The organism is Bradyrhizobium neotropicale, assembly GCF_001641695.1.
GTDB lineage: Bacteria > Pseudomonadota > Alphaproteobacteria > Rhizobiales > Xanthobacteraceae > Bradyrhizobium > Bradyrhizobium neotropicale.
In genome coordinates this window covers 57,872-71,279 of the sequence record NZ_LSEF01000058.1, presented here as the reverse complement: position 1 = coordinate 71,279, position 13,408 = coordinate 57,872, and the positions used below count along the sequence as shown (strand labels likewise).

The following is a 13,408-nucleotide window of genomic DNA, read 5'->3' as shown; positions in this document are numbered from 1 at the left end:
GACAAGCACAGCCGACGCGCTTCAGGGCAAGGGGCGGTTTCGAAAATGCGCGACGATGCTCGCATGACGATCCAGGCCCGCTGCCACCAGCACCCCGTGCGCCACTTCCCGGCGGTTATAGAGGAGGGGTTCTCCGGAGAGGTCGCTCATCCTACCATCCGCTTCCTGCACGATCAAATCCGCAGCCGCAAGATCCCAATCATGGCTATTGCCCCCCGCAAAAGCCGCATCCAGCGCGCCGTGGGCGACCCGGCACAGCCGAAGCGCCAGCGAACCGATTCGCGGATGCAGCTTGATCTCGCCCGGTGATGGCTTGAGCCGCTCGACCAGCGGTTTCGGGCCGGCCACGCGGGAGAAGTCGAGCTCGGCCCCTAGCCTCGCCCGCACGCGCCTGTCGTTGAGGGTCGTGTCCTGCCCGCGCGCGGCGAAAAAGAACTCGTCGCTGGTCGGCGCGAACACCGCAGCGAGCACGGGCGAGGCCCCCTCGACCAGCGCTACGCTGACGCACCAGTCGTCGTGGCCGCCCAGATAGTTGCGCGTGCCGTCGATGGGATCGACGACCCAGACCAGGCGCCGCGACAGCCGCGCCTGGTCATCGGCGCTTTCCTCCGACAACCAGCCATAATCGGGCGTCGCGCCGCGCAAGCGCGCTTCGAGGAGATCGTTGACGGCGATGTCGGCTTCGGAGACCGGCGAGGACGCGCCCTTGATCCACTTCTTCAGCTCGGTGCCGAACATCGACAGCGCGAGCGCGCCTGCTTCCCGCACCGTGTCTTTCAGCAGCGCCGCGTCGCGGGCCAGAATGGTCTCGTCCAGGGAGTTCGCGTCAGCGTCCGCCAAGCGTCAAACCCTCGATGCGCACCGTCGGCGCATTGATGCCGTAGCGGAACTCGAGGTCGCTGGCGGGCTGCATCGACTTGAAGATCTCGAACAGGTGCCCTGCGATCGTGACCTCGCTCACGGGATAGGTGATTTCGCCGTTCTCGATCCAGAAGCCGGAGGCGCCGCGGCTGTAATCGCCGGTGACGCCATTGACGCCCGAGCCGATCAGGTCGGTGACGTAGAAACCCTGCTTGATGTCGGAGATCAGCTCGGCCGGCGTCGGCGTGCCGGCCTCGAGATGCAGATTGTACGGCCCCGGCGAGGGCGAGGACGACACGCCGCGATGGGCATGGCCGGTGGTCGCAAGGCCCAGCTCGCGCGCGGTCGCGCAATCCAAAAGCCAGGTCGTCAGCACGCCCTCGTCGACCAGCGCCTGCCTCTTCACGGCGACGCCTTCCGCATCGAAGGTCTGCGAGCGCAGGCCGCGCTTGCGCAGCGGATCGTCGATGATGCGGATGTTCCTGGCGAAGAGTTGCTGACCGAGCTTGTCCTTCAAAAAGCTCGTCTTGCGCGCGATCGAGGCGCCGTTGATGGCGCCGACGACATGGCCGACCAGCGAGCCCGCCACGCGCGGATCGAACACGACCGGCACCTTGCAGGTCTCGACCTTGCGCGGATTGGAGCGCTTCACCGTACGCTCGCCGGCCGAACGGCCGACATATTCGGGCGACAGGAGATCCGAGGCATGCGGCGCCGAGGTGAAATCATAGTCGCGCTCCATGCCGGTGCCTTCGCCGGAGATCGCGGTCGCGGAGATGCCCTGGCTCGAGCGCAGATAAGAGCCATGGAAGCCGGTGCTGGTGACGAGCACCATGCCGCCGATACCGGCGGAAGCCGACGCGCCGCCGGACTTGGTCACGCCCTTCACGGCGATCGCGGCCGCTTCCGCTTCGAGCGCACGCCGCTCGAGCTCGGTGGTCGCCGGCACGTTGGAATCGAGCAGGTCGAGATCGGGGAAGTCGCGCGCAAGCAGCGCGGGATCGGCGAGCCCGACATATTTGTCGACTGGCGCAACGCGCGCCATCGCCACCGCACGCTCAGCGAGCTTGGCGACGGCATCGCCGCTGACGTCGTTGGTCGACACCACCGCCTGGCGCTGGCCGACCAGCACGCGCAGCCCGACATCGTCGCCCTCGGAACGCTCGGATTCCTCGACGCGGCCGTCACGCACCTCGACGCCCTGCGAGATGCCGCGCACCGCGACCGCATCGGCGGCGTCCGCGCCGGCGCGCTTCGCCGCATCCACCAGCCGCTGCGCGAGATCCGACAGCTGAGACTGATCGAACAGGTCGCGGCCAGACTTGGAGGAATCCTTGGGCGAAAGCGTCGAGCTTGCGGATGGTGAAGAGTTCACGAACGAAATCCTGTTGGGGGCGGGTTCGAAGGCCGAGGGGCCGAACCCACCAGATGTGCCCGATTGGAGCGGACTTCAAGCATTTTCGGCCCGCCGAAAGCTCAGATTCGCGGCAGCGCGGCAACGTCCCGTCAATCATGCGCGCCAAGGTCTTGTCAATCATGAGCGGCAGTGACGGGGGGTTAACCAGCCTTTTTAAGCGGTTTCCGAAGCTTCCCGCGCTAAGGTCCTCGCATCGACCGGGAACATAATCCCGGCGGGGAGACTAAAGCCGTGAGGCGTCAAACAGCAACATGCGGGGTCGCTCCCGCCGGGTCGAGCCGCGCATTGCGGCTCGACCCTCTTTCCCTTCCGGTCCGCTTCGACGCGCACGATCCGCGCGCCGACGGCCACACCAGACAGATCGAGCTTCATCGCGAACGCGTCGTGCTGCGCCGTGCGATCCGCGGCATGCAGATGGCGGTCAACGTCCGCGTCAGTGATTTCACCGGCATCGCATTGCGCGGCGATGACGCGGCGCAGACGCTCGTCCTGGTCCACCGCGATCCCTCGCTTTCCATTCCGCTGCTCGTCAGCGCCGATGGCGACGAGATCCTCGAAGCCTGGGCGACCTGGAGCGAGATCTTCGCGCTGCCGCAGCTCGACGAAGGCACGCGCGAGCCCGCGCCGCGGCGCCGCCGATGCAACGCCATCCGCGCCCGCCGTCCGAAATTCCTGATGCGCCGCCGCGCCGGCATTGCGCGCGAGCTTTCCATTCATCGCGACGAGCGCGAGATCATCGCAAGGAACTGAGCAAGGATTTGTAGGGTGGGTTAGCCGAAGGCGTAACCCACCTCTTTTGTGTCCGCAGAAGCAGACAGTGGTGGGTTAAGCTTCGCTAACCCACCCTACGAGTTCTACGCTGCCCGCATCACCGCGTCCGCGAGCAATCCCGCAAACAATAGCAGCCCCGCATCGCGGTTCGATTTGAATAGCCGCAAACAGAGCGCAGGATCGTTGATCCTGAGCCGCATGATCTGCCAGACCAGATGCAGGGCGAAGGCCAACAGCCCGAGCCAGGCCGGCCAGCGCGCATCGCCAGATGCCAGCGCGATGCCGATCAGCATCACCGCGAGCCCGTAGAACATGATGAGCGCCTGATGCGTGTGCGCGCCGAACAGGCGCGCGGTCGACTTGATGCCGATCAGCGCATCGTCCTCGGTGTCCTGGTGCGCGTAGATGGTGTCATAGCCGATTACCCAGGCGATCGCGCCGGCATAGAGCACGAGCGCGGTCACATCGATGCGGGCGAAGGTGACGGCAAATCCCATCAGGGCGCCCCAGGAGAAGGCGAGGCCGAGCACGATCTGCGGCCACCAGGTGATGCGCTTCATGAAGGGATAGATCGCGACGATCACGAGCGAGGCGATCCCGGTCAAAATCGCGAAGCGGTTGAACTGCAGCAGCACGACGAGCCCGATCAGGGCCTGCGCGACCAGGAAGATCAGCGCCTGCGTCACGCTCACCTGCCCAGAGGGCAGCGGCCGCGAACGCGTACGCTCGACCCTGGCATCGAGGTCGCGGTCGGTGATGTCGTTCCAGGTGCAGCCGGCGCCACGCATCACGAAGGCGCCGATGAAGAACAGGACGATGATGAGCGGCAGGCTGCCGATGTCGTGCGCCATGCCGGCGGCGAGCGCTGCCGACCACCAGCACGGCATCAACAGAAGCCAGGAGCCAATCGGACGATCGAAGCGGGACAGCCGCAGGTAAGGCCGCGCCCATTGCGGCGCGACCGTATCCACCCAGTTGCCGGTGGAATCGGCAACGCGGGCGGAGGCGCTAGTGCCCGGTTTTCGAAGTTCGTATTCCATCGCTATGCATTCCGGTACGAACTTCGAAAACTATAAGGGCACTAGCTAGAAATCACAGCTCACGTGCCGCTTATCGATTTGAAGTTCCTAGAAGGAATTCGCAGCAAGCACTGTAGGAACTTCAAATCGGCGGCACGTGGCTCATCGGGTCAGAACGTTGCCGTTGAGCGTGTCGAAGGTGCTGCCGCCCTTCTTGCCGGCATTGGCCTCCGGCACCGAAGCCGAGGAGCCGAGCACCTCGCTCAGCGAGGGGCCGGCCGGTCCGCGCGGACCACCCTGCTGCATCTGCTGCGCCACCATGCAGACCTTCTTCTGCATGTTTTCGGTATTCTTGTGCCCGGCCTTCATCTGATCGCCGATCTGCGGCGGGATTCCGCATTTGGCGGCGTGGCTCTCGATGTACTTGATCATCTTGACCTCAGCCTGGCTGAAGTTGCCGATCAGCTTGCAGGCCTCGTCCGGCGGAGCGTGACGGTCGCTCGCGGCCTTGATCAACTTGCCGCGCTTCTCGGCCTCCTCACGCAAGGGGATGAAGGCCTTCATGCATTCCTCACCGGGGCCGCTCTGCGTCGGCGGCGCCGCGCTGAACGCGCCACCACCACCGCCGAGGGGGGCCGCGCCATTCGCGGGAAAGGACGATTGCGGCGCCGTGCCCACGGAGGCGACCGGAGCCGAACCGTTAACCGGCGGAAAGGCGGAATCGGAAGTCGCGGCCTGACCGGGCAGCGGCGCCGGGAAGGCGCCTTGCGCATAAGCTCCTGCGCCGCCCATGATGACCGTGGCGGCAGTGATCGGAACCATCAAACGACGGATCATGAAGGCTGTCTCTCCGGCGGGAGCTACGGGGTTCGGCGTCTTCCTAATTGAAGCGCAACCAGCGTGTTCGCGTTTTTACGATTCCCGCCGCCGCTTAACAACCCGTCGAATTGGGCAAGAGCGCGGCGCCGGGACGCACCGTGGGGGCAATAATTACCCCCGAAAGTGCTGCTTTCGGTTAAGAACGGCAGCAAATCGGACCTTGAGCAATGCCCTCCCACGATTTTCGCGCCCCCCGCCTGTTTGTCGACGCCCCCCTTGCGCAGGACGCCAGGGTCGCGCTCGACCGCGACCAGAGCAATTATCTCGGAAATGTGCTCAGGCTCGGCGCCGGCGCCTCCGTCCTGGCGTTCAACGGGCGTGACGGCGAGTGGCAGGCCGCGATCGAGGGCCGGAAACGCCCCGACAGCCTGGTGATCCTGCAGCAGACCCGCCCGCAGGACACCCTGCCCGACCTCGCCTATGTCTTCGCGCCGCTGAAGCACGCCCGGCTGGATTACACGGTCCAGAAGGCCGTGGAGATGGGCGCCGCCACCCTGCAGCCGGTGCTGACCCGGTTCACCCAGGCCTCGCGCGTCAACAGCGAGCGCATGCGCGCCAATGTGATCGAGGCGGCCGAGCAATGCGGCATCCTGAGCCTTGCCTCCGTGGCCGAACCGGTGGCGCTCGAGCGCTTTCTAAGCCAGCGCGAATCAAGCCGCCTGCTGGTGTTCTGCGACGAGGCAGCCGACGTCGAGAACCCGATTCGCGGCCTTCAGGACGCGCGCGAGGCAGGGCACGGCACCGACGTGCTGATCGGTCCCGAAGGCGGCTTCGCCGAGGAAGAGCGGGCGCTGCTGTTGCGGCAGCCTAAAATCCTGCGGCTGGCGCTCGGCCCCCGGATCCTGCGCGCCGACACGGCCGCGGTCGCGGCTCTGGCGCTGGTCCAGGCGGTGCTGGGCGATTGGGGCGGCGGATCGGTCTAATTGGTTTCCGCGGGCACGCTCTGTAAGCCTCAGGCAATCCCGACGCGGAAGCACCCCCACCCCAACCCTCCCCCGCAAGCGGGAGAGGGAGCGCACCTGTTTCGCGGCCGCAAGCGGGCCGGTCGAATCCCCGCCAGCCATGTGCATTGGCCGAACCGTTAAGCGATTGATCCTTTGGAGGTCGAAACCGCCACCCGGCCATGCTAAGGGGCTGCGCCAACGCCCCTTCCCCCTTTTCCGCCCGGGTCCACCGGGACGATGGGACCTGAGATGACCGCGACTGCCATCCCGAACGCTGCCGGCTCCGCCTGGGCGGATACGCTGCTCCTGTCGTTCGCGCAGGCCGGCTACCTCAGGGCCGAGCCCGCCATATTGCAACCGGCCGAACCGTTCCTGGACCTCTCCGGAGAGGACATCCGCAAGAGCCTGTACCTCACGACGGACCTGACCGGGGAGGAGCTCTGCCTGCGTCCGGACCTGACCATCCCGGTGGCGCGCGACTATCTCTCCTCCGGCCGCGCCGGCCAGCCGGCCGGCTTCAGCTATCTCGGTCCGGTATTTCGTTACCGCAGCGGCCAGCCCAGCGAATTCCTTCAGGCCGGCATCGAGTCCTTTGGCCGCCAGGACCGCGCCGCGGCCGATGCCGAGATGCTGGCGCTGGCGCTGGAGGCGACCGCGGCCTTCGGCGTGAGCGACGTCGAAATCCGCACCGGCGACGTGGCGCTGTTCAACGCGCTGCTCGATGCGCTCGACCTCTACCCGGTCTGGCGCCGCCGCCTGGTCAAGGACTTCAACCGCAAGATCAGCCTCGAGCAGGACCTGGAGCGCCTCGCGCACGCCACCACCGCGACCCGCAGCGAATATGAGGGCGTGCTCGCCGCGCTCGCCGGCTCCGACCGCAAGGCGGCGCTTGCCTTCGTCACCGACCTGATGTCGATCGCCGGCACCACAAATGTCGGCGGCCGCACCACGGCCGAGATCGCCGACCGCTTCCTCGAGCAATCGACGCTGAAGGGCGGCGCGCTGCCGCGCGAGGCGCTCGCCGTGCTGAAGCGCTTCCTGGCAATCTCGGGCAATCCCGACGACGCCATTGCCGAGCTGCGCGCACTCACCACTGAAGCAAAGCTCGACATCACGGCCGCGATCGACCAGTTCGAAAGCCGGATCGGCTTCATGGCGGCACGCGGCATCGACGTGAAGCAGACGCGCTTCTCGACCGCGTTCGGGCGCGGGCTCGATTACTACACCGGCTTCGAATTCGAACTGCATCACAGGGGCAACGGCGCCGAGCCGCTGGTCGCCGGCGGCCGCTATGACGGGCTGATGACCCAGCTCGGATCGGTCGCGCCGATCCCCGCCGTCGGCTTCTCGGTCTGGGTGGATGCGCTGACCCGGATCGGCCGCAAGGAGCTCAAGTCATGAGCGCGCCATTCGTCCTGGCCGTTCCCTCCAAGGGCCGCCTTCAGGAAAACACCGAGGCCTTTTTCGCCCGTGCAGGCCTCAAGCTGTCGAAGGCCGGCGGCGCCCGCGACTATCGCGGCACGATCGCAGGCCTCGACAATGTCGAGGTCGCCTATCTCTCGGCGAGCGAGATCGCCTCGCAACTGGCCCGCGGCTTCGCGCATCTCGGCGTCACCGGCGAAGATCTGGTGCGCGAGAACATCGCGGACGCCGACACGCGCGTGTCCCTGATCGAGGGGCTCGGCTTCGGCTACGCCGACGTTGTCGTCGCCGTGCCGCAGGCCTGGATCGACGTCCGCACCATGGCCGACCTCGACGACGTCACCACCGGCTTCCGCGAGCAGCATCACATGCGGATGCGGGTCGCGACCAAGTTCATCAACCTCACCCGCGCCTTCTTCTCGAGCCACGGCATCGTCGACTACCGCATCGTCGAAAGCGCCGGTGCGACCGAAGGTGCGCCGGCGGCCGGCGCCGCCGAGCTGATCGTCGACATCACCACGACCGGCGCGACGCTCGCCGCCAACGGATTGAGGGTGCTCGACGACGGCGTGATGCTGCGTAGCCAGGCCAATCTGGTCGCCTCCAGGGACGCCGACTGGTCGCCGCAGGCCCGGGAGACCGCGCGCGTCATCCTGGATCACATCGCGGCGCGGGCGCGGGCCACCAAATACCGCGAGGTCCGCACCCGATTCCGCCAGTGCGACGCCGCCCTGCTCGGCGAAGCTCACAGCCGGTTCGGCGTCGAAACCCCGTTCGGCGGGCCGACCTCGTCGGGCATGCTCACGTTGCACTGCCCGCCGGGCCAGCTCTATGCGCTCGCGAGCTTCCTGCGCGACCATGGCGCCGAGACGGTGTCGGTCGGTTCGCTCGATTACGTGTTCGACCGGGAGAACCCGCTGTTCGCCAAGCTCGAGACATTCCTGCGGCGGTGAGACCCGGGGTTCATTCAGCGTAGCGACAGCAAGCGGCAGCTACCATATGCTGTTTGGAACAATTGAAGGTCTGTGGAACCTTGATCGATGACGCTGGGCTCTGACGTTTCCACCCTGACGACCACCGTGGCCAACGCCGCGGCGAAGGGGCTGTCGATTGTCGTCCCCGTCTACAATGAGGCCGCGGGACTTTCGATCCTGCACGAGCGGATCTGCGAGCTCGCCAGGACCCTGCGGCAGCGCTACCGCCTGTCTTGCGAGGTCGTCTATGTCGACGACGGCAGCGCGGATGCGACGCTGTCGATCGCCCGCGCACTGCCCGCCGACGCGCTCGATGTCCAGGTGGTCTCGCTGTCGCGCAATTTCGGCAAGGAGGCGGCGCTGATGGCCGGCCTCGATCATGCCCGCCGCGGCGCCGTGATGTTCATGGACGGCGACGGCCAGCATCCGCCGGCCCTGGTCGAGCAGCTCGTGCGGCACTGGATCGAAGACGGCTACGACGTCGTCTATACCGCCAAGGCGCATCGCGACAACGAGACCTTCCTGCGGCGGCTCGCCGTGCACGGCTTCTACGCGCTGATCAACTGGGGCGCGCGCCAGAAGATCCCCGAGGACGCCGGCGACTTCCGCCTGCTGTCACCGCGTGCGGTGGCAGCACTCAGGCAGTTGCCGGAGCGCAACCGCTTCTTCAAGGGGCTCGCAAGCTGGATCGGTTTCCGCCAGATCCGCGTCGACTACGAGCCGGCGCCGCGCACCCATGGCGTGACCACGTTCAACGCCGCACGCCTGCTCGGCCTGTCGATCGAGGGCCTGACTTCGTTCTCGGTGGCGCCGCTGCGCTTTGCCAGCCTGCTCGGCGTGATCCTGGCAGGCGGCGCGTTCCTGTTCGGCCTCTCGATCCTCTGGGAGGTCTGGACCACCGGCAAGCAGGTGCCCGGCTATCCCTCGCTCGTGGTCGGCCTGATGACGATCGGCGGCGTGCAGCTCATCATGATCGGCATTGTCGGCGAATATATCGGTAAGATCCTGTCCGAGCTGAAGGCGCGCCCGATCTACTTCGTTGCCGAGCACAGCGAGAAGCGCTTCGAGACCGACACGGCCGACGACGCCTCGAAGAGGACGGCGGCCGAATGAGCGAGGCCGCGACGCCGCGGCGGATCTGGCTCTGTGCCGACGACTACGGCATCAGCCCCGGCGTCAACCGCGCCATCCGCGATTTGATCGAACGCGGCCGCCTCAACGCCACTTCGGTGATGATGGTCGGTCCCGCGATCGACCACGGCGAGATCGACGCGCTGAACGCCGCAGCCAAGAACAGCCCGCGTTGCGCGATCGGACTGCACGTGACGCTGTCGGCGCCGTTCCGGCCGCTCACCATGCATTTCCGTCCGCTCGACGGCGACATGTTCTTAGGATTTCCGAAACTGCTGCGCGCAGGCCTTACCCGGCGGCTCGACCGCGAATTCTTTCGCAATGAGGTGAAGGCGCAGCTCGCGGCCTTCGCGGAAGCCTTCGGCCGTGCGCCGGATTTCGTCGACGGCCATCAGCATGTGCAGCTCTTTCCGCAGGTGCGCGACGGCTTTGTCGATGCGGTCAGCGAGGTCGCGCCAAAGGCGTGGGTGCGCCAGGGCGGCCGCGACCTGCCGCTGGCGCAACGGCTGGCTTCGCCCAAGGCGCTGGTGCTCGATGTCCTCAGCGCGCAATTCCGCCAGCGCGCCCGCCGTGCCGGCCTCGGCTTCAATCCCGCCTTTGCCGGCGCCTATGACTTCACGCGGGCCGCCGATTTCGGCGCGCTGATGCAGCAATTCATCCAGGGCCTGCCGGATGGCGGCCTCATCATGTGCCACCCCGGCTTCGTCGACGATGTCCTCACCGGCCTCGACCCGATGACGGATGTGCGCGAGCGCGAGCATGCCTATCTCGCCAGCGACGCGTTCCCGCGCCTGCTTGGGTCAAGCAACGTGACATTGGCATGAAACGGCCGAAGGCAGGCTGCCGGGCAGCTTGTCGCATACCGAAATTTAATCCGCAGGCCACTGTTGGGGCCACATTGGAACCCTACATCTTCGACGCGCATGTTTCGCGCAAAGGAGACTGACCATGACGCCGCAGGAACGCCAGCTCGTCGACGAGCTTTTCGATCGGCTTTCGAAACTCGAGAATGCACCGCGCGATCCCGATGCGATCGCCGCGATCTCCGATGGCCTGCGCAAGGCGCCCGGCGCGATCTATGCGCTGGTGCAGACCGTGCTGTTGCAGGACGAGGCGCTGAAGCGCGCCCATGCCCGCATCCAGGAGCTGGAGGCGGCCCACGCGCCGGAGCAGGCGCAGTCCGGCGGCTTCCTGGACTCCATGCGCGAGTCGCTGTTCGGCGCGAGCCCCTCGCGCGGCTCGGTTCCGAACGTGCCGCCGCGTGACTCGCGGCCGGTGTGGAACACCGGCCAGGCGATGCAGCAAACGCAGCCGGGTTACGGCCAGCCGCCCTACGGACAGGCTTATGGTCAGGGCCAGGGCTATGGCGCCCCGCCGGTCGGCGGTGGCGGCGGCTCCTTCCTCGGCACGGCCGCGGCCGCGGCCGCAGGTGTCGTCGGCGGCTCGCTGCTGCTCTCAAGCATCCGCAACATGATGGGCGGACCGCATCAGCAGGCCTTTGGCGATACCAGCATCGCCGGGGACCGCGGCGGCGGCAGCCCGTGGGGCGGCAGCGACCAGTCCGGCGGCTCGCTCGCGCGCGATGCCGGCCTCAACGATATCGGCTCGAACCGCAGCGACGATTCCCGACAGGGCTTCGTCGACCAGGCGTCGAACGACGATCGCAATGACAACGATCAGAACTACGACGACGATCACGACGACGACAACACGGACATGGCCGACGACAGCGATTTCGGCGGCGACGACGATGGCGGCAGCGATTACGCGTAATGCTACTCTTCCTGCGTCAAACAAAACGGCCGCCGATAAGGCGGCCGTTCTCGTTTAATGCCCAGAACTCTTCCCTTCTCCCTTTGTGGGCGAAGGTGGCGCAAAGCGCCGGATGAGGGGTTTTCTCCGCGCATGCGGATGCGGTTTACTCGCGGAGAGACCCCCTCACCCGGCTTCGCGTTCCGCGAAACCACCCTCTCCCACAACAAGGGGAGAGGGTAAGCAGCGAGCGCTTGGCCTCACATCACCACGACCTTGGTACCGACATTGACGCGGCCATAGAGGTCGATGACGTCCTCGTTGCGCATGCGGATGCAGCCCGAGGAGACGTTGGTGCCGATGGTCCAGGGCTCGTTGGAGCCGTGGATGCGGTAGAGCGTCGAGCCCAGATACATCGCGCGCGCGCCAAGCGGGTTTTCAGGACCGCCCTCCATGTGCCGCGGCAGGTCGGGACGGCGGGCGATCATCTCGGCCGGCGGTGTCCAGTCCGGCCATTCGCGCTTGGCCGTGATCGACTTCACGCCGGTCCAGGTAAAGCCCTCGCGTCCGACGCCGATGCCGTAGCGCAGCGCCCTGCCGTTGCCTTCGACGAGATAGAGGAACTTGTTCGAAGAATCGACCACGATGGTGCCGGCACTTTCCTTGCCGCTATAGTCAACGAGTTGTTTCTCGAATTTCGGATCGAACGGACGCTGCCGCGGGTCGATCCCCTCCTGTTGAACCGCGCCCTGCATCTGCGGGTCACCGCCCATCGGCGGCATACGGCGCTGGTCGTAATAGGCCGGCTGCTGCTGATACATCGGCTGCTGTTGCTGCGGATAATAGGTCCGGCCGCGCCCGGGGGCATCGCCGAACAAGAACTCGATGAAGCCGCCGCCCATGTTCGAATTCATGTTCGAGTTGGAGGCGACGCGCACCGGTGCCGGCGGGACCTGCGGCGCGTAGAGCACCGCGGGCGGATCGTTCGGCACGGTATTGTCGAAGGCGCTCGCGCTGTCAGCGCCGGCCATGAAGGTGCAAGCGCTGCCGAGCAGCGCGACAGACATTCTCTTGAACATCGACGTACTCTGTACTGTTTCGTCTAGATCGCATTCGTCGTGGAGAGCGCCTGGCTGATCCGCGCTTCCCGACGTGGTCAATAAAGCTCAAAAGCAAATCGGTTTGGTAAACGTATCAGGCGTTTCGATTCACCACGCTGTCAGCACGGGTGCAATTTGGCGATCAGCGTTTATTTTCGGTGAACGGCGAATTCGCATGGTTAATCGCTCCTTTGCGCGCCGTCGCCCGCGGCCGCATCACAGTTCCCGCTGTGAACTTCGTGTTAAATCGCTTCTGCCTACAAAGACGCGTGAGTGAGGTGGGGGGAGTATCCTAATGGCTGTTCACCGCAAACGTTTTCGCGTCGAGGAAGCTGTCGTCGGCGAGATGCCAATTCCTGAAGTAATCGACGAGGCCCTTCCGATGCATAGCGAGATCATGGCCGAGCTGCGCGCGATCCGTGCACAGATGGCCCGCAGCAGTCACGCAGCCCACGCCGCGCTGCCGCCGAGCGAAACCGTCATGGCGCAGGAAGTTGCCGATGCGCGCGCGATGCTGGAAACCTATCGCGCCCAGATCGAGCAGTGCGAGAAGCTCAAGGTCGAGCTCGACCTCATTCACGACGCCATCAGCCGCACCAAGCGCGAGATCGCGGTGCTGCACGGCAAGAGCTTCAACGGCGAGGAGATGGCAAAGGTCAATGGCGAGCTCGGCGCGGTCGTCGGCGGCACCGAGCAGGCGACCCAGCAGATCCTTGAAGCCGCCGAATCGATCGACCAGGCCGCATCCGCGCTGTCCAAGGTGGACTCGATCGACCAGCAGAAGCGGCTCGCCGACGATATCCAGGAACGCGTCATCTCGATCTTCGAGGCCTGCAACTTCCAGGACCTGACCGGCCAGCGCATCAACAAGGTCATGACCACGATGAAGTTCATCGAGCAGCACATCAATGCGATGATGGACATCTGGGGCGGCGTCGACGCGATCAAGGCGCATGCGCCGCCGATCATCGACACCCGCGACGAGGACGCCAAGCTGCTCAACGGTCCGAAACTCACCGGCGACGTCGGCCATGCCTCGCAGGACGACATCGACGCGCTGTTCGACTGAGCGGACGGAGATAGCGAAAATAAAAAACGCCGGCTCTCGCCGGCGTTTTTTTGTCGTTGCGAGCGAACC

General features: G+C 65.9%; 13 protein-coding genes. 8 read left to right on the top strand and 5 right to left on the bottom strand.

The features are described from left to right. Positions 1-21 precede the first annotated feature (21 nt). Positions 22-840, bottom strand: a complete 819-nt coding sequence (locus AXW67_RS18665; protein ID WP_063679048.1) for a 3'(2'),5'-bisphosphate nucleotidase CysQ — start codon at positions 838-840, stop codon at positions 22-24. Next, the gene (locus AXW67_RS18660) at positions 827-2,236 is read right to left on the bottom strand and encodes a TldD/PmbA family protein (RefSeq protein WP_063679047.1); all 1,410 of its coding nucleotides are present in this window, start codon (positions 2,234-2,236) and stop codon (positions 827-829) included. Before AXW67_RS18660 ends, AXW67_RS18665 begins: the two co-directional genes overlap by 14 nt. A 273-nt stretch (positions 2,237-2,509) precedes the next feature. Here AXW67_RS18660 and AXW67_RS18655 point away from each other — a divergent pair, with 273 nt between their 5' ends. After that, positions 2,510-3,028: a DUF6101 family protein gene (locus tag AXW67_RS18655; RefSeq protein ID WP_063679046.1), complete on the top strand. Its 519-nt coding sequence runs from the start codon at positions 2,510-2,512 to the stop codon at positions 3,026-3,028. A gap of 104 nt (positions 3,029-3,132) precedes the next feature. On the opposite strand, the gene ubiA is transcribed toward AXW67_RS18655, so the two are convergent. Both ubiA and AXW67_RS18645 read right to left on the bottom strand, forming a co-directional pair. Beyond that, positions 3,133-4,089 carry a 4-hydroxybenzoate octaprenyltransferase gene (gene ubiA, locus AXW67_RS18650; RefSeq protein ID WP_063679045.1) on the bottom strand — a complete coding sequence of 319 codons (957 nt, stop codon included), beginning with the start codon at positions 4,087-4,089 and terminating at the stop codon, positions 3,133-3,135. Positions 4,090-4,230: 141 nt separating this feature from the next. Next, a complete protein-coding gene (locus AXW67_RS18645; RefSeq protein WP_063679044.1) occupies positions 4,231-4,905 on the bottom strand; it encodes a hypothetical protein in 675 nt (224 codons plus the stop codon). Between the two features lie 209 nt (positions 4,906-5,114). Here AXW67_RS18645 and AXW67_RS18640 point away from each other — a divergent pair, with 209 nt between their 5' ends. The 6 genes from AXW67_RS18640 (at position 5,115) to AXW67_RS18615 (ending at position 11,191) form a co-directional block, all read left to right on the top strand. Next, a complete protein-coding gene (locus AXW67_RS18640) occupies positions 5,115-5,870 on the top strand; it encodes a 16S rRNA (uracil(1498)-N(3))-methyltransferase (RefSeq protein ID WP_063679043.1) in 756 nt (251 codons plus the stop codon). A gap of 270 nt (positions 5,871-6,140) precedes the next feature. Further along, a complete protein-coding gene (locus AXW67_RS18635) occupies positions 6,141-7,292 on the top strand; it encodes an ATP phosphoribosyltransferase regulatory subunit (protein WP_063679042.1) in 1,152 nt (383 codons plus the stop codon). After that, a complete protein-coding gene (gene hisG / locus AXW67_RS18630) occupies positions 7,289-8,266 on the top strand; it encodes an ATP phosphoribosyltransferase (protein WP_027551953.1) in 978 nt (325 codons plus the stop codon). Before AXW67_RS18635 ends, hisG begins: the two co-directional genes overlap by 4 nt. 87 nt (positions 8,267-8,353) lie before the next feature. Continuing rightward, complete coding sequence (locus tag AXW67_RS18625) at positions 8,354-9,400, top strand: glycosyltransferase family 2 protein (RefSeq protein ID WP_063679041.1); 1,047 nt, start codon at positions 8,354-8,356, stop codon at positions 9,398-9,400. Next, positions 9,397-10,242, top strand: a complete 846-nt coding sequence (locus AXW67_RS18620; protein WP_063679040.1) for a ChbG/HpnK family deacetylase — start codon at positions 9,397-9,399, stop codon at positions 10,240-10,242. Before AXW67_RS18625 ends, AXW67_RS18620 begins: the two co-directional genes overlap by 4 nt. Before the next feature lie 124 nt (positions 10,243-10,366). Then, on the top strand, positions 10,367-11,191 hold the full coding sequence (locus tag AXW67_RS18615; RefSeq protein WP_063679039.1) for a DUF2076 domain-containing protein: 825 nt from the start codon (positions 10,367-10,369) through the stop codon (positions 11,189-11,191). A 239-nt stretch (positions 11,192-11,430) separates the two neighbouring features. Here the strand turns inward: AXW67_RS18615 and AXW67_RS18610 are convergent, their stop codons facing one another. After that, positions 11,431-12,249 carry a L,D-transpeptidase gene (locus AXW67_RS18610; protein ID WP_063679038.1) on the bottom strand — a complete coding sequence of 273 codons (819 nt, stop codon included), beginning with the start codon at positions 12,247-12,249 and terminating at the stop codon, positions 11,431-11,433. Between the two features lie 316 nt (positions 12,250-12,565). On the opposite strand from AXW67_RS18610, the gene AXW67_RS18605 reads away from it, so the two are divergent. Further along, positions 12,566-13,339 carry a protein phosphatase CheZ gene (locus tag AXW67_RS18605; RefSeq protein ID WP_063679037.1) on the top strand — a complete coding sequence of 258 codons (774 nt, stop codon included), beginning with the start codon at positions 12,566-12,568 and terminating at the stop codon, positions 13,337-13,339. Positions 13,340-13,408: the final 69 nt, after the last annotated feature.